Origin of the sequence: Exiguobacterium sp. KKBO11, assembly GCF_001644945.1 — a bacterium.
GTDB lineage: Bacteria > Bacillota > Bacilli > Exiguobacteriales > Exiguobacteriaceae > Exiguobacterium_A > Exiguobacterium_A abrahamii.
Window position 1 is genome coordinate 1 of sequence record NZ_LUCU01000059.1, and the last position, 21,617, is coordinate 21,617.

A 21,617-nucleotide genomic window follows, 5' to 3' on the forward strand; every position below is an offset into this window, starting at 1 on the left:
GCTTCGCTTCTCGGGATCCTCCAGCCCCTAGACCTGGACTCCTCATCAAGGGACGAAAACTTTGTATTATTCTCTGAAGATCGGAGAATAAAAGTTTCCTCAAGAGCTCCCTTGACACGTCGTAGGCAGCGAGTGTCCGCATACGGTGCCAAACCGGCAAAAATAAGCCTAGTGAGGCCTTTTGAGCGCCCCGAGGAGACAAAGACGGAAAAACCAAGTTCGAAAACATCAAAAACGAAAAGAGGTAAACCAATGAAACCAATTCAAGAGATTACAGTCTTAGGATTCATCAATTATTGTTTGAAAGCAGATTATGACTCACTAAAACAGTACTTATGGTGTACTCAAGAAATATCTGAAAACGAAGAAGATTTTTTAGACAAGATTGAAAATATGCTTAATCTAATTGCTGAAGCAAAGTTAGATGGAACGTTTTTCTTTATCGAAGAAAGTGAAATAAATGACTAATTTTAGTTTAAAAATAGTGTAAAATTATACTTTTGGTGTTATAATAGATATAGGAGGTGAGGGAGGGAAAGCTTGTAACACTAAGAGTTTTACCAAATTCGAAGACATAAAAAACGAAAAGAGGAATGTCATTTATGATGCTAGAGTCAGTCGTAGAAGTAGTTAGAATTGTTCAAGAAACTAAGATTCGAAAAGGACGAATTGCTACTCCAATTAGTAGCCCTAACGACGTCGCAAATTTAGCTTCGTTTTATATCGGTGATGAAGATCGCGAAGTTCTACTAGTAATCGGTTTAAGTACTAAGAATAAAATCAATATGGTTAACAGAGCGCATATGGGATCGCTTAGTTCTTCGATTGTTACGCCCAGAGAGGTTTTCAAACCTCTTATTCTTAATAACTGTGCTTCATTTGTAATCTGTCATAACCATCCGAGCGCCGATTTAAGACCTAGTCACGAAGACATCCAGTTAACTAAACGATTTGCTGAAGTTGGGGAATTGATGGGTATCAAATTGCTCGATCATTTGATTGTAAATAATGAGACAGGATTCCTTTCATTAAAATCTGAAGGATTGTTCTAACAACGACGGTGAGGAGTAAAATCCTCACCGCCCTATTATTGCAAAAGACAAGGAGATGGTCAGCCAATGAGTAAATTAACTGTCGATGAATATATGAAGATGCATAATGTAAAGAATCATCATGTGCTAAACGATATATCTAAATTAGGAAGCCCGTTGATTGAACTAAAAACATACGGTGATTTCTATGATTCATATGGGGAATCAAAAACAAAAACGGAACGCCTCTTTTACTTAACGTGTAAAACGGCTAAAGAAATTATTGAAAATGTTGTTAATACCATGAGGTCTGAATTAGAAGAATGGACTTACGATGAAACCTGGTTAGTATATCGCATTGCGAAAGATCGAAAACTTTTGGTTTCTGAAAAAATGATATAAGGAGACTTTCCGAGGCATTGCCTCGGAAAGCTTTATATTAAAAGACGGGAGGCATGGAGATGAAGACTTGTATTTATTGTGGTGGGAAGGTTGAACGGTTTTCGGGTGAAATATATAAGTGTTCGTTCTGTAAGGTTAACCTTGGTCCGAATAGTCCTTATGGTGAAGTAGGCGAAGATGGTTCTCGACCTCAGATAAATGGTTTTACGACAGGAATTATCTTAAGAGATGAAGATTATTTAGCAGATTTAACTGTTGATGAGCTATTAAATAGAATGACATTAAGCATGATTTACTCTATTTTAAAGGAAATGAGACTAATCCGTTCTGATTCATATCTCCTTTTAAAAAATGCAAAAGACTTTTTAAAAGAGAATATTGAACTCTTAACAGCAAAAGAAATACGTGAGTTTCAAGAGTCGATTGATTCTCAGGGAGAAACCTATGAGTTTTGGACAAGAAAAATGTGGATGGTTGAAAATGTTTGTATAAAGAAGTTTGGGTACTGTCCTGCAGCTATTCAAGAGAGGACTTTAGATCAAATGGAACAGACTACGATTAAGTTATCTAAACGATCTATGAAGATTAATAATACTAAAGCAAGTGTAAGTTACGTTTCACGTGAAACCGCTATTAGTTAAATGTATGAATTGGTATTGTTTTCGAGTTGTTTTTGTTAAAATGAATACATGAGGAATTAAAGCTCTTTTCGCTTTAATTTTTTCGAATTTGGTTAGAGTATTCTTGCGGAAACAAGAATACTCTTTTTTTAATGTAATTAAAATCTAATTTTAGTTTTAATTTAAACTAAAATTAAAATTATTTTTAGTTTAAATTAAACTGAATTAGTGATATAATTTACTTGTAAGCGAATGAAGGCTATTGAATAGTTTAAATAAAACTATTGATAGTTTATTTTTAAACCAAATTCGAAAGGGGTCATTTATATGACATACTCACTAATTACAGGATTGGACACTGGAAACACTAGTACTAAGACTAGCTATATTGATTCGAAATCGGGTGATATTGTATCTTTTCCGATTCCTTCAGTAATTGCTCCAGCTCCTCCAAGTGTGATCGAGTTACATACTGAAGCAAGCAACCATAAGATTAATCCAGAAGAAATGTTGCACGTATATATTGAAACAGACTCGTTGGAACAGCATCAAAGAAAGAGTTACTTCTATGTTGGCCAATATGCTATTGATAAAGCAGACATGCAACAACCACAAATTGATACTGACAAACATAATAGCTCACTTCATAAGATTGTGTCGTTAACGTCATTAGCTGTTGCAGCCTTAAAGGATAGTATTGCAAGTCCTGAGAATGAAATCGAAGTTGAAATCAACTATTCTGGTGGGCTTCCTATTGAGGAACATAAAAAAGTGGGTCAGAAACCGTTAGAAGATCTAAAAGGAAAACATAAAATTCAGTTTTTAGATGGTCCTGCTAAAGGGAAGACAGTAGTATTGAATATCACAGGTGGAAAGCTTCGGGTTGAGGGCGCGACTAGTGGTGTTTCCCTATCATTCGATATTCAATCTAATGAGCTTGTTGCTACGAAAGATCAAAATCTCCTGACTTCACCTGAAGCGAATTATATTGTTGCCGATCTTGGAGCTGGTACGTTAGATGAAGCCCTATATGAAAACAGTCAACTCAATAAAGTGGCATCAAGAAACGTTAACCTTGGTACTAACACATATGTTGATCAGTTACTTGAGAAAGTGCTTGAACTACCTGAATTTGAATCAATCATTGAGGCGTTGAAAGCAAACAATCAGGATGGGAAACCATACCGTACTCGTGAAGAGTTCATGAAACAAGTAATTTATCCAGGTGTAAAGCTAGCTGTTGAAGGAAAAACACCTAAGTTCACAGTATCTTGGGGACGCAAACGTAACATCGATTTTACTAAGCAGACATTAGAAGTGATGGAAGCGTACGCTTCAGATGTAATGAAAGAAGTAGATTCTTACTGGAGTGTTAAAGGTGTCAATGCAGAGCACTTCTATTTAGTTGGTGGTGGCGTTCTCTTTGGTTATGAATTCTTTAAAAATGAAGAAGATATCAAGTTACCGGATGCATCAATAATTTGGGAATCACCTTTCATTACGAGTCGTGCTTACTTGATCGCTAACTATTTTGAACAAAAATTAGCAAGTGCTGTGAATTAACTAGGGGAGTGAATCGATATGGCAAGATCAAAAAATCATAAGCCTGGTCTATCACCAGGAGAAGGTTTAACGTACACACCTAGTAACGATGCGACTTATACAGAAGCATTTAATGATTACTTGAAAAAGCGTAATATTAACCGAAATCAGGCAATTGGAGAGCTTATTACAATAGCTCTCCAAACGCTTAAGGATTCATATGATTTACCGGATCCAACAGCAGTACACTATATGAATAATCAAGTTCCGATTTATCCATCACCGACTTTAATAAATCGTTCAAATGAAAATCGCCCAACGTCATCTAAAAGTATCGACGAAAAACAAGAAAATTCCTCAAAGCCACTAAAACAAGAAGTCGCTACTGATGATGTTCCTTTGGAGCAAGCGATTGAGCATAACGAAAACAAACGAAAAGTACTTTCAGATTTTATTAATACGGTCTCGAATGAAGACGGCCCTAAAAATAATGCTAGCAATAATGAGGTACGGATTAAACATTCTGCACCAGAAAAGGATCCAAACAATTCAACTAAGAAAAATAGTACGGATTTAAATAATCTCGCTTTTATGCTAAAAGGTATGGAATGAACGTTTTAAAGTGCCTTTAAAGACTTTTTAGGGCTCATAGAAGCGTCTGTAGCGCATTTCATGCTGACAGACGCTATCTACCGCTACTGCCTTATTCAAGCCGATAACAACGATCCTGTGCGCTTTTTAGCGCAGGATTCGTATGTTCCTGTCTTTCATTTGACAGGCAGTACGGAGCGTAAGAAAGGAGATCAATACTACATGGGCGTTGTTATTTACGCAGCATCAAGATTCACAAATAAAAAGAATACTGTAGCAAACAAAATCGATTCTAATTTGCTGGAGACGATGTTTAAACAGATCGAAGAAATTAAAAAAAGAGAGCAAAAGAAATCATGAAAAAACGCTAAAGGCGTTTTTTTTTTGTCCAAAACGATAGATCATTTGACGTTATTCAATTTTTATTGTGATTGAACTTTACAAAGTCTAGATAAAAATATGTATGAAATAAGTACTTTTAGCCTATTTATAGTTTTTTAATAGTTTATAAAAAAGTTTTAAATAGTTTAATTAAAAACTATAAATAAATCTAAATGTGATTAATCAATAACAGAATTATTAGAATTTACTTTTTTAGTGTAAAAAACTTAATAAATATCTATTTTAAGCCGATATTTATAGTTTATATTTAGTTTAATTATAGTTTAATTATAAATTTTAAAATGTAGGTAAATCGGAAATTAATTCAAAAAAATGAGATATTAGGGCTTTACAAAACCCTAATTTATCCTTAATCTGATAAAGAAGTCATGGATTATCCATGTAAATCCATCTAAAGTCATCAAAAATTAATATATAATATAATTTTATACTTTATAGGTGGTGGATTTTTAATTTGTATTTATTTGCTTTGATAACTTATGTACTGATTGCATTAACAGTCGGTTATCTATTCGTTAGAGGAACATATTGGATGGTCCAACTCATTTTCGGAAGAGTTCTAGCGATTTTGAGTTCAACAGTTGTCGGGATTTTCTTTTTGATCTCAATCATTGTGTTCATTAGTTTTGTTAACAAGAGTTTAGAAGCACCAGTTAGTTTCAACGAATAAAATTATTAAAAGTTAGGTCGTGGAATTATGGGTAATCAGCGTTGGACTATAGAAGGATGGGCTCAAAAATTTGGAGTATCCTTACCAAATGATCGTGAAATCGGGGAGTTGCCATCAGCAAGAACAGGTGGAGAATCGATTAATCTTGATCAGATTTACTTACAAGAAAACGTAGCAAAATTGGCATTAGATCGTTTTGAAAAGAGCATCAGAAAAAACTAAAACCGCAAAACCAAATCGTCCCTTAGAAACCAAGTGACGATACTTTTTTGGACTAAGTTCGGTCCAAAAAAATAGGCAGGATAAGAGACGTGTGCCACGTCTTGGTACAGATGCCAGGCAAAGCCTGTCACTGAGCCAATCTAGCGTGTGCTAGATTGTGTGCTAAAGATGAACCGATTTATAAAATCGTGTGCTGTCATTCATTTGAACGTTTTGATAGGGCGGTTTGGGAGTGTGACAGATGAAGAAAGGAGGTGATGCAGTGAATAAAAGGGTACACATTTATCTTCCTGAAAATGTGGTGGAAGAGATTGATAACTTATCAGAAGAGTTTGGTATTAATCGATCAAACCTGATTGAAAAAGCGTGTCTACAATACATTGAAAACGAAACGAAAGAGTCAGTAAAAGACTCCATCGTAGCAGATTTAACGAAGGCTCTCGATAATGCACTGGATCCTAAAATTGAACGACTAGCCAAATTATTGTCTAAAGGAGCAATCTTCTCAGGGGTAGCCCAAAATCTTCTAATCGAGTATTTAGACGAGGCTACTACATTTGATGTTCTAAGCTCATACACCAAAGCTCGAGTAAAAGCTGTAGATGATCTAAAAAAACCATTTGAGACAGTGATGGGAGGCGGTCTTAAATGAATTCTCCTTTGATAGTGAAGATGCGCTTTAAAACTCCTACAGCAACGAATCAGAAGTTGAATCGTAATTATGCGACGTACATTGCAACTCGACCAGGAACAGTCATGAATAATACAAAAAGCGTATTAGATGAGTTTTCACCTGAAACGGCTGCAGGACATGTCAAATATGCATCTGAAAGACCTGGATCACATGGGCTTTTTGGAAAAAGCCAGGATGAGATTATTTCACTTACTACTATTCAAAACGAATTATCAAAGCATAAGGGGATTGTTTGGCAGTACATAATTTCATTACGGGGGGATGATGCAGCCAATCTTGGATTCGAAAAAAAAGGAGATTGGGAAAGATTCATGCGTGCTACAACCGATCAAGTCTTTAAGGAGATGGGCATCAACAGTAGCAATGGAAAATGGGTAGCAGCTTACCATGAAGAATTAGGACATCCTCATGTGCATCTAATGATGTGGGAGAAAAACCCTCAAAAAGAAGAAGGAAAACTAGATCGTAAAGAAATGAGAAATGTACGAAATATTTTTCTGAAGCATATTGCTAAAGAGGAACGACAACAGCTAAATATTTTAAAAACAATAAGCAGAGACAACATTGGTGAAGTTGCAAAACAGCTTTTAGATAAGAGTGTTCTAAGTCTTGTCGGAAAAGAGAGCGACATTCCAAATGAAATTAAGCTGGATCCTAAACAACTAAAGACAGTGTATGCAGAGTTTAACCAACTTGCAGAGATGATCCCTACTAAAGGGCGTCTTGCATACGGATATATGCCTGAAGAGGTTAAAGCAGAATTGAATAACTTCTCGAAGTGGATTCTAAACCAACCACAGTTTAAATCTGAAATGGCTAATTATCTTGAAGCCGTTCAAAAATTAGCGAAGTTTCATTTGAAAGACGAACAAAAAATCGAGGACTCTACAAATAATGCTCTCAAGGATTTAGAAAAGAGACTATCAAATCAAATTTTAAAATCGGTTGATCTATACCGGAAATCAAATCGTGTAGAGGTAAAGCAAAAAAACGTCCTAGATTTTGAACAGGCACTTTTGAATTCTAAAGCTCCTGTTAAGTCTTTGGAGAAACAAGTAACTGAAGTTACGAAAAGTCTTTTACTAGATAAGGGCTTGAATAAGAACGAAATGGTTAAGGTGTTTGAAGAATTGAAAGAAAACGCCGGGATGGAAATAACGCTTACGGAGTTTCTAGCCACTAATAAAGTAGAGGTAACCAATGTTGAGTCTAAAGTATGTGACTTAGCAATGTACTCACCTTTTCTGAAAGCTAAATTCAATCTCGATGCACCTTCAACAAACTTAAGTAAGAAATTAAGCATAAACAAAATGGAGTGGGAAATGCTAAAACGATCCTTGAATTTAAAAAGCGAACCACCATTTGAAGTTGTACGGAAATTAGAATTACTAGTTGAAAAGAAGGAACTTACTCATGCACTTTCAAATATGATTTTGTCTGAACATGACATGAGAAATACGGTGTTCAAACAATTAATTATTATGAAAGAGGCTAATATAGATCCGATTAAGCAACTATCCGTATTAAAAAATTGCTTAGAGAAAAATAATATACCGTTTGAATCACAATCTAACTGGATTGAACAACAATTTAGTAAAGTAGCGACTCAAAAGTTCATGGCCGGACAAAATGTCTGGACTAAGCTCACAAATGAATCTGGATTAAACATGAAATATCCATTCTCAAACACATATGAGTTTAGCCCAAACAGGGAGAGCGCAATTAAAGTCCTTCGGGAAGTAGAGATGAAGGTTGATAAGAGTAACCTTGAATCATTATCTCCAAGTCACATCAAGTCGCTTCAAAAGCTCATTGATCTGTCAAAAGTGACGTTAGAAAATCCAGACTTGAAGCAACTCCTGGAACGAAAAGGACAGAAAAACCAAACAATCATCAATTTAAATGCTCTTAACGCTAAATGGGAGCTAAAAAACACTGAGCGTATCACTTTAAACAGAGCAGCTACAGTGCTCATATCAAGTGGGATGGACGAACAACAAGTTACTGCAGCATTGAGTAAGTGGAATATTAATACGCAAAGTCAGATTCCAGAGAAAAATATTGAGGCTGTAGTAAAGGCTGTAAACAGCAGAAATTTAGAAATGGAAAGATACGGAGGGAATGTATCGCTTACTAAACAAGAGTACAGATATATGCTCTCAGATTTAAAGTTAGGTGGTCTAAAGGACGTTTATAACTATCCAAAAGAAAATGTACAGATTAGTGTAATTACGGATTTATGGAAAGGTGCATTTAAAGGGCTTCGAAATGATATCAACCAATCGGAGTACGAAGCTCAAAGAAGACTTCGTAGAAGGTTGATGAAAGAGAAGAAAAACGAGAGGAAGAACTCACGGGAAAGGTAAGGTGATCCATGTTAAAAGCAAAAATATTCGTAGTGCTAGCAATAGCAATAGCAGATGTGATGTTTATTCCATCTCTTTTACGTATTCCTGAGTACATTCAGAGCAACCCTGTTGAAACTATTAAAAAATGGGCTTCTTCAGTTGACCTTGTAGAATCCTGGTTCCTAATGCTTGATTCTGAAGTGACATTGAGATTGTTTATGTACGTTCAAGCACCAGTCTTATTGTTTACACTTTCTTTGTTTTTAATGGGACCTATAAAAATAAAAAACGAAAAATTAAAAGGGTTAGGTGGACCTGAAGCAACTGGTAAAGGACAGTTTGGAACTGCTCGTTTCTCTACGGATAAAGAAATGCAGGAATCTAATGGTACATGGGTCATGACGAATGGAACTCGCCCAAAGTCAGGTGGAGTGGTTCTAGGTATGGATACAAAAACCGAAAGAGCATATTACGTTCATGATGCATCACATACATTACTTTTAGGCTCTACCCGGTCGGGTAAGTCTCGTAAGTCGTTAATGCCTGCAATTTATTTAACAGGTAAAGCTGGCGAGAGCATGGTCATAACGGATCCAAAAGGTGAACTGTTTAACACTACAAGTGGATTTCTGAAAAATGAAGGATACAAGGTAACAAAAATTGATTTAAGGGATCCCGGAAAAAAGAGTAATACATGGAACCCTATACAAACAATTGTAGAAGCTCTTAATGATCCTGAATTGTCTAAACAAGATCAAATGGCTTTAGCTACAGAACGTGCTGGAGATTTAGCTTACATGATTGTTTATCAGAAGGAACGAAAAGGGGATCCGATTTGGCCAAATGGTGAACTGTCAGTAATTAAAGCGCTCATCATGTATGTAGCGGTTGAGGAAACTAACCCAGCAAAACAAAACTTGATTTCTGTATTTAGATTGTTACGGGATTATGGTCAACCGGTCGTCGATCCAGAAACTACTGAAGAATACGTTCCACTTAATAATCTACTAATGGAGCTCAATCATGAGCATCCAGCAAGAGATGCTTTCACAGTTGCAGCTTTAGCACCAACTAGACAACGAGGAAGCTTCTTTAGTGGGGCAGCATCCAACCTGTTATTGTTCTCTGACCCTAACATTGCCTCAATGACAGAGAAGAATGATCACCGTCTCGAAGATATAGGAACAACTAAAACCGTTGTTTTCTTAGTAATCCCGGATGAAACAACTTCAAGACATTTATTAGCCAGTCTATACATCGATCAACTTTATTCAAAATTAGTAAAAGAAGCAAATAACTTTGGCGGAACGTTACCTATTCCAGTGAATTTTTTCTTAGATGAATTCGGGAATATGCCTCAAATCTCAGGATTTGATACCAAAATTACTGTTGCAGCTGGTCGGGGGATGAGATTCACTTTAGCTCTTCAAGATTTAAATCAATTGAAAACAACTTATGGTGATGTTGCAAAAACTATTACAGGAAACTGCTTAGTTTGGATCTTCTTAAGAACAACTGATATAGATACGGCAAAAGCCATTTCCGAAAAAACAGGTAAGTATACTATTTCAACTAATAGCGTCTCTAATAATTACAAAAATTTAGAGCCAAGTGGAACGACGAGTACTAGCCTAACAAGTCGCTCATTACTTCTACCTGATGAAATCGAAAGATGGCCAAGTGGAATGACGCTCATATTAAGATCAGGACAATTTCCTTCTAAATTGACTGCTCCTGATATATCAGAGTGGTCAGCAATGAACGAATTTAATAAGCACAAACCAGTAGTCATTGAAAGGAGGAATGCCGAACCTCTACCTAAAGTAATCAAGGTAGTGGAAAAAGAAATGGAAATCAAAACAGAAAGTGTAAAGAAAGAAAAATCAGCATTAGATCAAATTCGAGAACTAGAAGGAGGAACTGAAGTAGATGAACTTCAAGAAGAACAAGCAAATTAATGTAATGGGGAACAAGATTAAAAAGAATTGGAATGCGTTAGTTACTCTATCACTTGCGATGATGGTTTTAGTCCTTACAAGTCCTTTAGCAGAAGCAGCTGCTAAGAAAGGAAAGCAAACCCCAACTTTATTCTCAAACACGAAAACACTTTTAGGTGATGCAGGTGGATGGATTACAGCAATTGCTGGAGCGGTAGCAGGATTTATCATGATCGGACTAGGTCTTAAATATGCTATGACAGATGATCCAGGTTCACGAAACGAAATCAAAAAACAAATGAAAAATGTATTCATCGGTCTAGCGATCTGTTTATCGGCAGTGTCATTAATTGCGATTATCGTAACGTACTATGTAGCGTAAGATGGGTGGATTCCTTTCAAAAGCAATTAACACGCTATTTGAAGACTGGATTGATGGAGCCATTGATTTTATTTTAGTGTTACTTGCTCAAATAGGTGGATCTGGAATAAAGATTTTAGAGATGGATATTGTCGTAGATGCGATCATATACGCTCAAGGAATAGGAATTACGCTTTTATCTGTTGTTGTAGCAAAAGAGATGTTATTCCGTTACATTCTTCAAGAATCTGGTGATGAGGTTGCTGATCCCGCAAAAATACTCATTCGAGTGGTGAAATCGGTAGCTGTAATCATGAGTGTTCCTTGGATAGTAACTACTATCTACAAGTTTGGAACAACTTTAGCTGTAGATGTAGCGAAACTAGAAGGTGGCGGTTTCGGTAGTCCAGCAGGTAAAGGATCACTGAAGGATATGCTGAAGGCATTCTCAGCATTACAATACTTACCGTTATTTATCTTAGTAATGGTAATCTCAATTGTTATTTTGATGTTTATTATTGTCATTCAAGCATCAATTCGTGCAGCTGAGTTAGCTTTTCTAGCTGTTGCTGGTTGTTTCATGGCGGTATCTCTAATGAATCCCAACAGTGAAATGTACTCCTCATGGTGGAGACAACTGCTAGCGATATCGCTAGCACAAGCTTCACAGCTATTGTTAATAAAAATAGGGTTCGAGTCCTTACAGACCATGTTTAAAGGACCAGAAGAAGCCTTATTAGGATTCTGTTTGTTCTTTGGAGTGTTGATAGTAGCAGTTAAAGTACCGACGATTCTCAAAGAACATATCCACTCTACAGGTACAGGGAAAATGGGATCAAGCAGTGGTCAACAATTCAGCATGATGGCAGTTTCAAGAATGGTCATGAAAAAATGAGGTGAATCATGAATTTCGATTTAGAAAAGATGATGAACCAACAAACTGAAACAAAATACATCATTCCCAAAAACATTAAAGCTAGATTTGAAATTTTCGGTATAGGATTGCGAGAAATCATCGCAATCCTCATTGCCGGGATAGTTGGATTGCTTATCATTTCAACAGTAGATCTAATTATTGATGTAAAAGGTTTGGTAAAGGCATTAGTCGTTTTAGTATTTGGTGGTGTTTCATTCTTACTTATTGTCGAAGATCCAAGAGAAGGTGTATCGGTCATAAAGTTTGTTCAATACTATAAAGACTTTCTAAAAAGACCTAGAAAGTATCTATATTCGAAACTCGATAGAGGTGAATAGACATCTTTACATTTAAAAGAAAAGAAGTAACGACTGAAGAAAAAAATAAGCTTGAAATGAACAGCAATAAGCAAAATGCTCAAAATTGGTTCAATATTTCTGATGTGAATGATCAATTGATTTTAAGAAAAGATCAAAAGGTTATTTCACTTATCAGAGTTGGAACAGTAAACATGTCGCTTTTATCTAAAACCGAAAAAGACATGAGGATTCGCCAACTTTTTGAGGTCATGAATGGGATTGACACAAGGTATAAAATCTTTTCAATCGCAAGACCCGTAGACTTGGACGGTTTCATTGAACAACTGAAGGTAAAACAATCACAAGAAGCAATTGGTATGAAGAAAAGACTATTAAGTAATGCCATGTCACATGCAGCCATTATGGCTTCTGGTGGTGAAGCAGTTGAACAACAATTCTATCTTTTACTCGAAGGAGATATTTCGACGAATCCAGAGTATGAGAAGAATTCATTGATTAGAAGAACAAAGGAGATTGCAGCTAATTTAACTTCAGCTGGATTGGGCGGGCATTTATGTACCAATCAAGAAATCCGAGATCTCCTATTTATTTTTTCGAATCCTCAACAGGCAGCTTATGAGAGAGCGCCACAAGATAACGGACCATATTTTACTAACTATGTGGAGGGTAAGTGAAGATGGCAAAAAAGGTAGAGCAAACATCACCATTGATTGAACAAATTTCTCCGATGGTAATTGAATTTAAGCCCAAAAAAGTAGTATGGGGAGATCGCGTAGCGCGCACTTATGTCATCACACAGTATCCTAACCAGGTTTCGGCTGCATGGTTATCTCGAGTATCGAATATGGAGGGCGTGACAGTATCGATTCAGATTGATCCTACAGATCCTTTTGAACTTGTAAGAGAAATTAGACGGTCTAGTGGTGAATTATCTTCTCGATTAATGGATGTTAAAAATCCGTTTGAGCAACAACGAACAAAAGACCAATTAGAGGATGTTCAACAGCTGTTAAAAGAGATTGATAGAGATCAACAAAGTGTTGTGAATTTAACTACACTTCTTCTAGTAGGGGCAGAAAATGATGAATCCTTAGAAGTACGGTGTAGACGAGTTGAAGCAGAGTTAGCAGCAGGTGGACTTAGAGCACGAACGCCGATTCTTAGACAAGAAGATTGCTTAAAGGGACTTACTCCTTGGGAGATGGTACCGAAAAATATCACTGCAATCGGACAACGAAATATGACCGCCAAAACGGCTGCTGCAAGTTATCCCTTTGTATTTTCTGGATTGAACGACGGTAAAGGGATTTTATTAGGTACGGATACAGCTGGAGGCATTGTATTAACAGACTTTTGGGTTCGGCAGTCTGACCGAACGAACAGCAACGTTACGGTTATCGGAAAGCCTGGTGTAGGTAAGTCAACCTTAGTAAAGAAGATATTAGCTAATGAATGGGCTCAAGGATCTAAAGTAATCGTAATCGATCCTGAAAATGAATATGGAGATCTATGTAAGAATCTTGGTGGCCAGTATATTGATGCTGCAGGAGATCCAAAAGGTCGCATTAATCCTTTGCAAGTCAGAGCAGTACCAGCTGATGATGACGAAGAAAGTGATCCACTGTTTGAAACTGAAGTAGATGATGGGAAAGCTAAACGTGGACCTCTAGCGCAACATTTTCAGGTTCTCCGATCATTCTTCAGAATGTACTTAAAAGACATGACGGTTTTAGAAGAAGTTCTACTAGAAAGAGCTCTGGAAGTTCTTTATAAGAGCAAGGGTATCACTTGGACGACCGAACCTACATCTTTATCAAATGAAGAATGGCCGACTCTAGAAGAGCTATACGAACTAATTTTAGAAGCTTCTAAAACGAATACTGAAAATGGACCGTCCAGCGATGAATCAGAAAAAGAGTGGAAAACTTTAGCGATGCGATTGCGATCAAGTGCAATCGGTGCAGATTCATTTTTGTGGAATGGAGCAACGACAATTAAAGCTGAAAGTGACTTCATTGTTCTCAACATAAATAAACTACTTGAAGCAGATGAACGAACTATGAGAGCTCAGTTTTATAACATCTTAGGATGGGTTTGGGACGAAGTGAGCAGAGATAAAGATGAACGAGTATTTATTGCTGTCGATGAAACATACTTGTTAGCTGATCCAGATCATCCGCAGCCACTTCAATTTTTACGCAACACTTCTAAACGTATTCGTAAACGTGAAGGTGGGTTAATGTCCATTTTTCATAACCTAGTAGATATGTTAGATCCTTCAGTTCAAAGATATGGCCAAGCGTTAATTGATAACCCGGTCTATAAATTCATTATGGGTCAAGGGGATAAGGATATTGAAGCGTTACAAAAGCTCATGTCGCTCTCTGAAAGAGAGGTACAGACACTAGCAGATGGTAGACGTGGGGAAGCTCTATTTGTTGCAGGAAGTAAAAGATTGCATTTAAAAATAGACGTCACTCAAGAAGAACTTGAGTTATTCGGGGCTGGAGGTGGACGTTAAATAAGGGGATGACCAAGATGATGAAGTCAAAGGAACAAGACTATAACTGCTGTATCAAGTTTACGTTAGATCAAAAAGTTGAACTTGAAAGTATCGCTAAAGATTACGGCCTATCAATCACTCAAATCATTAAAGTGATCACTTTAAAAAAATTAAAAGAGTATAAAGAAGCACCTAATCAATTTATCTGATCGAAAGGGGGAGCAATATGTACGGAATAATTTCTAGTCCAGGAAATCATCATTTATTTAAATCTGTAGCTAATGAAGAATTGGTTTTTGAGGCTATAGATCAATTTGGCGATACCGAGTTCCTAAATGCGTGTATAAAAGTCTCGAGAGTGACACTAAATTACGTTTTAGTTGACCTTACTTGTGCTTCTGAAGATGCTCTTGTAAAAGGAATAATCAATATTGTATTAAATAAGCCAACCACTCGAATCATTCTAGCAGGATTTGATCTACAGGTAGGAGATAGAACGCTAGTTTCACTTATAAATTCTGGTGTTTATGATATTGTCTCCCTTCAAGATCCTACTGGTGCAGACTATCAAGAAATATATGAAATGAATCAAGACAAATTAACTGCAGCAATCGAAGAAAGAAAGATTTTAGCTGATGCAATCAGATGGAAAAGTAGTATGGAACGCTCAGAAATGCTTATTGAGAATGAAGAACCAGAAGTCGCAAGCGGTTCTAAAGAAATTAAGGTCAAAGAAAAAATTATAGTCAAAGAAGTAGTGAAAACCAAAGTTATTAACGTAGAAGCAGACAGCTGGTTTGTAGTTAACCTTACTCGAAGAGCTGGAGCAAGTCTGATCACTCAATCTTTAGCGAAATATTTAGCTGATTTGGACTTTGATGTACGAGTGACCGAATCTCCTTTTAACAAGCCTACTTTTCTGTACTCTACAGGTGAACATTACGAATTACCAAGTTCCGTAATTGATTTAGAAAGCGATTCGCCCTACCAACCTTATGAGTATAAAAAAATTAAATGGGATCTAAAAACAACATATAAAGAAATTTCTGATGCAGATGTAGATTTTCTGAAGCTACTTATAAAGGTAAGACAAGGTCTTAATTTAATTGATGTTGGTGATAGCTACTTTGAAAGACCACAGATTTTAAAAGATGCTCGAAAACTCATTGTAGTTTTAGAACCTGATATTAATGGACTTTGGGAGTGTACAGAGCGAAAAAGACAAATAAATACCTTGAGTAAAAAAGGCATGGAAATTATCTACGTCATAAACAAATCCCATGATCTGATTTCTAATGAATTTGCAAGCAACAATGGATTCGAAAATCATGTATTTTTACCAGCTTTGGATCCGGAGATTATTTATAAAAGATCGTTAAAAAGCCAACTTCTTCTAAATTCAACCGATGATATAGATGGTGCATTTATCCAAGGCTTAAATAGCCTTTCTAAGCTAATGAATATTCCTGTATATAAAGATGCAAGAGAACCTAGGAGAAGAAGGAAATTCAAAATACCATTCTTGAAAAACTGATTGACCTTATTACCGAGTATAGGAATTTACTTTAGTTAGTTTAATTGGTATCCTATATATAGGAAGAAAAGCGGATAAAAGCATTCAAATGCCTATATCATAGGGAGGAAATGTTTTATGAAAAAGAGTCTATCAGCAGTAATCGCAGCCACAGTATTTTTATCTGGAGTTCCTAGTGTAAGCATTCTTGAGAATGCTCCAGGACAAGTAACAAAAGTGGAAGCAGCAACATTTAAACAGTTTAAAGGTACGTCTACTGCAGATTTAAATGTACGAAGTGGTCCAAGTACCAAATATAAAAAATTGGGTCTCCTTAAAAAGAAGAGTGTAGTTACGGTAAAAGGAAGTAAGAATGGTTGGTATCAGATCACATACAAAGGTAAAAAGGCATATGTTTCAGCTAAGTACATTAAAAAGAATGCATCAGTAAGTACGTTCAAACAGTTTTCGGTTACTACGACTGATGCTCTAAACGTTCGTCAGTCCAGATCTGCAAAAGCTAAAAAATTAGGACAGCTTGCCAAGGGGAGTAAGGTTACAGTAATCGGTTCAAAATCAGGTTGGTACACAATCAAGTACAAAGGCAAAACTGGTTACATTTCTTCAAAGTACACAAAGAAAGTTTCTACATCTCTTAAAGTTCAATATTACGCTTCAGTAATTCCAGCTAAAGCATATGTACGTACTGGCGCATCAGCTAAGTACAAGATTGTAGGGTCACTAAAGAAAGGAACAAAAGTAGGGGTTTATGGTACTAGCAATGGTTTTTCAAAAATTTTGTTCCAAAAGTCATATCGTTTTGTTAAATCGTCAGATATTAAAAAGGCTGTCATTTCTACAAAGCCTACAGTTCCATCAAAGCCCACAGTCCCTACAACTCCTCCAAAAGATACATCAAATAAACCGAGTAATGTATCAGGATACGAGTTGCAGACAGGTAGCTACGCTCTAGCTTTAAAATTTGATGATGTCGATCAAGTGAAAATCTCAAATTCATTTTCTTATGATACGAAAGTGAGAGAAACAAAAGCTATTGCGGATGCTCTAGGTGCTAAATCAAGCGGATCTGTAATTAATTTAGTAAACACTGTAGATGGGTTTGAATCTTTGGATGATGTTAAAATTGCTTACGATTTTGCATACGGATCAAAAAAATTCAAAATGTATTACTCGAGCGGACGTGATTTACGAATCAAAGAGAGTAAGTACATCATGAAGCTCATGTTGAAACCATATTTACCTAATGGCTATGAATCCGTAATAAATAAATACTTTGATGAACAGTACTACGGTGGGGATGGTTATGGTCCTTATAACGTCGATGGTTACACGGTTACTTTCAACGCTGGAAGTATTCGTTTTGAGAAATAAGCATATCGGAGGGTTCTGAATGAAGCTGAAGAAAGTATCGCTTATTTTATTGACTATGTTCCTGCTTACGAGCACATCTATTGCAGAGGCTAGTACAGTCAGTGTAGGCGATAATGAACAAAATGCAGTCAATATTCAAGATGTTGAATTTATTGAAAGCAATGGGATGAAATCGTTTTTTGATTCATCAATTAGCAGGACTAAAGGGAAAGTTCCTATTCATTCATGGAAAGACTTAGAAGGCAAAATGATCACATCAGATAGTGGAAAAGTAGTCAAACTAATCGATGCGGATCATAACGGGGAAGTAATCGTTACCGAAAGTAAACAGCCTACAGTATTTGCTACTTATCGAACAATCGGAGCAGCTGTTCAAAATACGAATTCTGGTTATTCATCTCTAGCGATTCAGGCATGTGGTGATACAGACTGGCTGTCATACGTAAAAAGTATTGGTGTACCTACAGTCTCTAACAGAATAAGTGGCAAGACATATAACTTAAATCCAAGCCTCTCACGAAAATATAGATTATTGATTTATGGAACACCTAAAGATGTCAATGACAGTAGCTATGGAAATGACTACTCAGGTGGTCAGTGGCGATATCTTGGTTATTCTCGCTATGGCGGACTAATGATTAATGAAGACTATCCTGAATATATCGGTATCAGTAAATTTGATGCCGATCTATTCTTGAAGTCCGAAAATTATGCAACACGAGTTAAGTATGCTTATGCAATGAAAGATGTTTTTTACTCTCCAAGAGGAAGTCTCTATAATGAAGCAGTTAAAACCATGGGTTACTTTTCTTGGTTAGGAAAAAAGCTACTCGATTATAAGACTGGGTCTTGGTGGTTAAAGAACGAAGATGAAGCTAGAATTCGCATTCAAAGTCTTCGGAGAGGGTACGAGGCAGGATTAGCAGTTACTCAGTACAGAGATCCAAATTCAGGTGTGTACTGGTATCAAGCTTATATCGTTAAAGCACTAGACTTCCCTGAATGTCCAGAACCCGATATGAAAGCAAATTCTTTAACAGCTTCGCGTTCATCAAACAATGTCAATTTGACATTTAAAGTTCAAAACGCCTCACCAGATAAACAAATCGTAACCTCCAAAGTAGCGGTACCATGGACTGTAAGATGGAACTTTGATGGTATTGATGCAAAAGGAAAAGCTGTTTCAAAGAGTGGGACGCTCTCAACGTCAACATTGCCAAAGTACGGCAAATCATTTCCATATGGAACAGTGTATAGCAAGTCTTACGGGTTTAATCCCAATATAACCACGACATGGGCGGGCGTGTTTAAGTTTACTGCAGAGTTCAATCCTAATGGAAGTAAGGACATGACGGAGGAGAGTTATGCTAACAATAGTGCTAGCACTAGCTTAAGTTGGAGTCCTAAAAGCGTTCCGCCACCTAAACCAGGTACATGTCAAATTGAAGATATAGATCCTCCAGAATATCGATATGACTATGAATTGGATTTATCGGTTGAACGGCTTGAAACCAAAACTACGGACTCTAATGCAGCAACTACAACACCGATTTCCGTTTATAGAGCAAGCTACGCAGCAAATCGTTTAAAAGCAAAAAATGCAATTAATAAAGACTTATCTTCAAAAAAAGCTACAAAAGCAAGTCAGGAATCAAAAAAAGCACAATATCAATTGGAATTAGTTTCTTTGAATAAGAAATTGGCGGATGCCAAAAAAGGTGAAGAAGTAGAAAGTTGTGTAATTGATGGTAACGGTAAAGAACAATGTACTACTAAAACAGTCGTAAACCCTGCTGAAGTCAATGCAGCACAGGCAGCAGTGAATAATAAACAGACACAAATTAACGATATGGAATGCGATATTGGTCAAACCGATCAATGGATCGACCACTACGAAAAAGAGTTAGATGAGGTAAATGCTGATGAATCTAAGTACAGCAGCACTAAACCAAATTTAACGCTTAAGGTAAATAACGAAGTAAAAGGAGAAACACACGTCTCACTGAAAGAAGGAGAGCGAAAAACAGTCAGCTTATCTTGGACAGTAGAAGATGAAGCAACTGTAGTGGCAGAGATCAATGAAGATGGAACATATGAAGAATATGTTGATGGAGTAGAAGATGTTTATGCAAACAATGTCCGAGAAACCACAATTTTTACCCCTTCTAGAGAAGTTGGAATGTGTGGACCGACTTCTGAGGTAAGTGGACCAGTAGTTACTATAAGCGATTCGGTATTAGGAGAAAGAACGTACACAGAGACGCTTAAAGGATCTATAAACAGTGTCTTCCCTAAAAAGTTAAGAGCTGGATATGGGTTTACGTATACAGTCGATACTCAGTACTTTAATGAATACAAACCTTTATTCAACGGCACAGCTAAGAATGCAGCAGTACAGTATGGATACTCAGCAAGTGGATTAGATACTATGCAGTATCTTGAACGCATTACAGACACTGGTCAATTTGCTAGATTCGTTCCTAAAAACGTATATGTCTCTAAAAAATCAGGGGTAGTTTTTGACAACGATAATCCAGCTCAATCTTCAGAAGAATTGATTGACGGTGGTCGGAAATGGTATTCGGACTTCGAACAAAAGGATGGCAAATATCCATTTGAAGTGAATGTAGGTCGTGGAGGAATCAACGACTTAGGGCTTTGCTTAACAAGCGAAACAGAAATTAAGGGAACGGCAATGGATGATTTTGTACGAAGATCAGTTTCCCCTAGTAAGCCGTTTCCTGGAGGAAACGGTTGGGATTGGATAGGCAAAGTAAGTTTATTGAATGGTCTTGAACAATGGATTGTAGGAGGCAAGCAATGAGTAAAATGGGTTGGTTTGGTATAGCTATTACTCTATTTATTATTTGTTTCGCTTTTCAAATCGATACAACAGTACTTAATGCAAGCATGATTGATAATCGTGATGCTGTTAAGCAAGCTTCTGAAGCATCGATTCAACGTTCCATTAATAAGGGGACATTACGTGTCACTGAAAGCGTGGAAATCGATCCAGTCGCTTTCAGTGACGAATATGAAAAATTCTATAAAGAGAATGTCGATTTTAATTATGACGGAAGTACTAGGAATTTTAGAGTCGTAAAAGTAAATACCTCTCCAGCAATGGTTGCAGTTGAAGGAGAGGTAACAAACAAATCAACTTTCAAAAGAACAACTGAAGAAAAAAATGAGGATATTAGCTTGCTATTTAAAAATGTCGTGATTTATGAATCGAAAAGCAAAGTTAAGATTCCAGGAGGTAACGTAGAGTGAAGAAGATGAAAAAACAAACCAAGCGAAAAGTTATAGCAGCTACTCTTTCTTTAGCAGTTGTAGGGTCTATGTATGCTTACAACGCTTACGCAGTCGAAACGGCCGTTAATCCTACTAAAGTAGCTTTAGTGAGAATGGATATTCAACCACATACAAAAATCACTGAAAAAATGATTTTTGAGAGAGAAGTACCAGCAAACGCAATTCCACCCAATGCGTTCATAACGAAAGAACAAATTGTTGGGAAGTACACAACTGAAGGTTTTGGGATTTCAGAGAACAGCTTCTTCTTAAAAAATAATGTCAAAAGTAAAAATGAACTACCAGATGCGGCAATCCTTTCACTTGAAAAAGGTGAAGTAGCATTTCCTTTACTAGTCGATCTAGAAACAAGCTCAGGAAACTCAATAGTACCAGGAACATTCGTTGATTTATATTTTTTAAATATGGAGGGCTCTCAAGGAGAACTTATGACAGATAAGAACGAACAAAGTGTTCTCTTCGGTGGTCTCTTCCCACAAGTAAGAGTGACGAGCGTTAAAGATGGAGAAACGAACGATGCGTTTCGTGAAGAGCAAGATTCGAACGGAGAAACTAAAGAAGTTAAAAGTGCTGCTAGATTGTATACGCTAGCTGTTACTCCAGCTCAATTACAATATCTTAATCGAGCTAAGAAGTTAGGAACGATCATGCCGGTGGCTTCGCAGAACATTGAAGAAGGAGATAATAAAAAACTTCTCTCATCCTTTAATCAGGTGTCTGATCAAACTGTAATTTTAAAATACATTGAAGATAAATCAAAAAATAAAATTAGTGACCATGTAAAACAGCAGCTTAATTTCGGTAGAGAGTTTAGTTCAGTAAAACAATAAGGAGGATT

General features: G+C 36.6%; 22 protein-coding genes. All 22 read left to right on the forward strand.

Going from position 1 to position 21,617, the window contains the following annotated elements:
* Nucleotides 1-468 (forward strand): hypothetical protein (locus tag AYO36_RS17090; RefSeq protein WP_231884736.1); only part of this gene is annotated, 468 nt, incomplete at its 5' end.
* Between the two features lie 134 nt (nt 469-602).
* Nucleotides 603-1,052, forward strand: coding sequence for a JAB domain-containing protein (locus AYO36_RS16090; RefSeq protein ID WP_064300989.1), 450 nt, complete (start codon nt 603-605; stop codon nt 1,050-1,052).
* A 66-nt stretch (nt 1,053-1,118) separates the two neighbouring features.
* On the forward strand, nt 1,119-1,433 hold the full coding sequence (locus AYO36_RS16095) for a hypothetical protein (protein ID WP_064300990.1): 315 nt from the start codon (nt 1,119-1,121) through the stop codon (nt 1,431-1,433).
* A 59-nt stretch (nt 1,434-1,492) separates the two neighbouring features.
* Complete coding sequence (locus tag AYO36_RS16100) at nt 1,493-2,074, forward strand: hypothetical protein (RefSeq protein ID WP_064300991.1); 582 nt, start codon at nt 1,493-1,495, stop codon at nt 2,072-2,074.
* A 306-nt stretch (nt 2,075-2,380) separates the two neighbouring features.
* A complete protein-coding gene (locus tag AYO36_RS16105; protein WP_064300992.1) occupies nt 2,381-3,616 on the forward strand; it encodes a ParM/StbA family protein in 1,236 nt (411 codons plus the stop codon).
* A gap of 18 nt (nt 3,617-3,634) precedes the next feature.
* Nucleotides 3,635-4,207 (forward strand): hypothetical protein, encoded by a 573-nt coding sequence (locus AYO36_RS16110; protein ID WP_064300993.1) that lies wholly within the window; start codon nt 3,635-3,637, stop codon nt 4,205-4,207.
* 60 nt (nt 4,208-4,267) lie between these two features.
* Nucleotides 4,268-4,546 carry a hypothetical protein gene (locus tag AYO36_RS16855; protein WP_156501876.1) on the forward strand — a complete coding sequence of 93 codons (279 nt, stop codon included), beginning with the start codon at nt 4,268-4,270 and terminating at the stop codon, nt 4,544-4,546.
* Nucleotides 4,547-5,285: 739 nt separating this feature from the next.
* Entirely contained in the window at nt 5,286-5,480 is a 195-nt protein-coding gene (locus AYO36_RS16115) for a hypothetical protein (protein ID WP_064300994.1), read from the forward strand.
* 241 nt (nt 5,481-5,721) lie between these two features.
* Nucleotides 5,722-6,132 carry a ribbon-helix-helix domain-containing protein gene (locus AYO36_RS16120; RefSeq protein ID WP_064300995.1) on the forward strand — a complete coding sequence of 137 codons (411 nt, stop codon included), beginning with the start codon at nt 5,722-5,724 and terminating at the stop codon, nt 6,130-6,132.
* The gene (gene mobP3, locus AYO36_RS16125) at nt 6,129-8,540 is read left to right on the forward strand and encodes a MobP3 family relaxase (protein ID WP_064300996.1); all 2,412 of its coding nucleotides are present in this window, start codon (nt 6,129-6,131) and stop codon (nt 8,538-8,540) included. Before AYO36_RS16120 ends, mobP3 begins: the two co-directional genes overlap by 4 nt.
* An 8-nt stretch (nt 8,541-8,548) precedes the next feature.
* On the forward strand, nt 8,549-10,480 hold the full coding sequence (locus tag AYO36_RS16130; protein ID WP_064300997.1) for a VirD4-like conjugal transfer protein, CD1115 family: 1,932 nt from the start codon (nt 8,549-8,551) through the stop codon (nt 10,478-10,480).
* Entirely contained in the window at nt 10,452-10,841 is a 390-nt protein-coding gene (locus AYO36_RS16135) for a pilin (RefSeq protein ID WP_064300998.1), read from the forward strand. Before AYO36_RS16130 ends, AYO36_RS16135 begins: the two co-directional genes overlap by 29 nt.
* A 1-nt stretch (nt 10,842) precedes the next feature.
* Nucleotides 10,843-11,715 (forward strand): conjugal transfer protein TrbL family protein, encoded by an 873-nt coding sequence (locus AYO36_RS16140; RefSeq protein WP_064300999.1) that lies wholly within the window; start codon nt 10,843-10,845, stop codon nt 11,713-11,715.
* 8 nt (nt 11,716-11,723) lie between these two features.
* Nucleotides 11,724-12,074, forward strand: coding sequence for a hypothetical protein (locus AYO36_RS16145; protein WP_064301000.1), 351 nt, complete (start codon nt 11,724-11,726; stop codon nt 12,072-12,074).
* 56 nt (nt 12,075-12,130) lie between these two features.
* On the forward strand, nt 12,131-12,730 hold the full coding sequence (locus AYO36_RS16150) for a hypothetical protein (protein WP_064301001.1): 600 nt from the start codon (nt 12,131-12,133) through the stop codon (nt 12,728-12,730).
* A gap of 2 nt (nt 12,731-12,732) precedes the next feature.
* A complete protein-coding gene (locus AYO36_RS16155) occupies nt 12,733-14,577 on the forward strand; it encodes a VirB4 family type IV secretion system protein (protein WP_064301002.1) in 1,845 nt (614 codons plus the stop codon).
* 17 nt (nt 14,578-14,594) lie between these two features.
* Entirely contained in the window at nt 14,595-14,768 is a 174-nt protein-coding gene (locus AYO36_RS16860; protein WP_156501877.1) for a hypothetical protein, read from the forward strand.
* Nucleotides 14,769-14,785: 17 nt separating this feature from the next.
* Nucleotides 14,786-16,093 (forward strand): hypothetical protein, encoded by a 1,308-nt coding sequence (locus AYO36_RS16160; protein WP_064301003.1) that lies wholly within the window; start codon nt 14,786-14,788, stop codon nt 16,091-16,093.
* Between the two features lie 117 nt (nt 16,094-16,210).
* The gene (locus tag AYO36_RS16165; RefSeq protein ID WP_064301004.1) at nt 16,211-17,464 is read left to right on the forward strand and encodes an SH3 domain-containing protein; all 1,254 of its coding nucleotides are present in this window, start codon (nt 16,211-16,213) and stop codon (nt 17,462-17,464) included.
* A 19-nt stretch (nt 17,465-17,483) separates the two neighbouring features.
* Entirely contained in the window at nt 17,484-20,288 is a 2,805-nt protein-coding gene (locus tag AYO36_RS16170) for a hypothetical protein (RefSeq protein ID WP_064301005.1), read from the forward strand.
* Nucleotides 20,285-20,737, forward strand: a complete 453-nt coding sequence (locus AYO36_RS16175) for a hypothetical protein (RefSeq protein WP_064301006.1) — start codon at nt 20,285-20,287, stop codon at nt 20,735-20,737. The genes AYO36_RS16170 and AYO36_RS16175 overlap by 4 nt, the downstream gene beginning before the upstream one ends.
* A gap of 5 nt (nt 20,738-20,742) precedes the next feature.
* The gene (gene cpaB, locus AYO36_RS16180; RefSeq protein WP_064301036.1) at nt 20,743-21,609 is read left to right on the forward strand and encodes a Flp pilus assembly protein CpaB; all 867 of its coding nucleotides are present in this window, start codon (nt 20,743-20,745) and stop codon (nt 21,607-21,609) included.
* The last annotated feature ends 8 nt before the right edge of the window (nt 21,610-21,617 follow it).

Bases quoted from the DNA above. Each gene is read 5' to 3' on its own strand.
- AYO36_RS16090 (WP_064300989.1), top strand. From the start codon at position 603: ATGATGCTAGAGTCAGTCGTAGAAGTAGTTAGAATTGTTCAAGAAACT.
- AYO36_RS16095 (WP_064300990.1), top strand. From the start codon at position 1,119: ATGAGTAAATTAACTGTCGATGAATATATGAAGATGCATAATGTAAAG.
- AYO36_RS16100 (WP_064300991.1), top strand. From the start codon at position 1,493: ATGAAGACTTGTATTTATTGTGGTGGGAAGGTTGAACGGTTTTCGGGT.
- AYO36_RS16105 (WP_064300992.1), top strand. From the start codon at position 2,381: ATGACATACTCACTAATTACAGGATTGGACACTGGAAACACTAGTACT.
- AYO36_RS16110 (WP_064300993.1), top strand. From the start codon at position 3,635: ATGGCAAGATCAAAAAATCATAAGCCTGGTCTATCACCAGGAGAAGGT.
- AYO36_RS16855 (WP_156501876.1), top strand. From the start codon at position 4,268: ATGCTGACAGACGCTATCTACCGCTACTGCCTTATTCAAGCCGATAAC.
- AYO36_RS16115 (WP_064300994.1), top strand. From the start codon at position 5,286: ATGGGTAATCAGCGTTGGACTATAGAAGGATGGGCTCAAAAATTTGGA.
- AYO36_RS16120 (WP_064300995.1), top strand. From the start codon at position 5,722: ATGAAGAAAGGAGGTGATGCAGTGAATAAAAGGGTACACATTTATCTT.
- mobP3 (WP_064300996.1), top strand. From the start codon at position 6,129: ATGAATTCTCCTTTGATAGTGAAGATGCGCTTTAAAACTCCTACAGCA.
- AYO36_RS16130 (WP_064300997.1), top strand. From the start codon at position 8,549: ATGTTAAAAGCAAAAATATTCGTAGTGCTAGCAATAGCAATAGCAGAT.
- AYO36_RS16135 (WP_064300998.1), top strand. From the start codon at position 10,452: ATGAACTTCAAGAAGAACAAGCAAATTAATGTAATGGGGAACAAGATT.
- AYO36_RS16140 (WP_064300999.1), top strand. From the start codon at position 10,843: ATGGGTGGATTCCTTTCAAAAGCAATTAACACGCTATTTGAAGACTGG.
- AYO36_RS16145 (WP_064301000.1), top strand. From the start codon at position 11,724: ATGAATTTCGATTTAGAAAAGATGATGAACCAACAAACTGAAACAAAA.
- AYO36_RS16150 (WP_064301001.1), top strand. From the start codon at position 12,131: ATGAACAGCAATAAGCAAAATGCTCAAAATTGGTTCAATATTTCTGAT.
- AYO36_RS16155 (WP_064301002.1), top strand. From the start codon at position 12,733: ATGGCAAAAAAGGTAGAGCAAACATCACCATTGATTGAACAAATTTCT.
- AYO36_RS16860 (WP_156501877.1), top strand. From the start codon at position 14,595: ATGATGAAGTCAAAGGAACAAGACTATAACTGCTGTATCAAGTTTACG.
- AYO36_RS16160 (WP_064301003.1), top strand. From the start codon at position 14,786: ATGTACGGAATAATTTCTAGTCCAGGAAATCATCATTTATTTAAATCT.
- AYO36_RS16165 (WP_064301004.1), top strand. From the start codon at position 16,211: ATGAAAAAGAGTCTATCAGCAGTAATCGCAGCCACAGTATTTTTATCT.
- AYO36_RS16170 (WP_064301005.1), top strand. From the start codon at position 17,484: ATGAAGCTGAAGAAAGTATCGCTTATTTTATTGACTATGTTCCTGCTT.
- AYO36_RS16175 (WP_064301006.1), top strand. From the start codon at position 20,285: ATGAGTAAAATGGGTTGGTTTGGTATAGCTATTACTCTATTTATTATT.
- cpaB (WP_064301036.1), top strand. From the start codon at position 20,743: ATGAAAAAACAAACCAAGCGAAAAGTTATAGCAGCTACTCTTTCTTTA.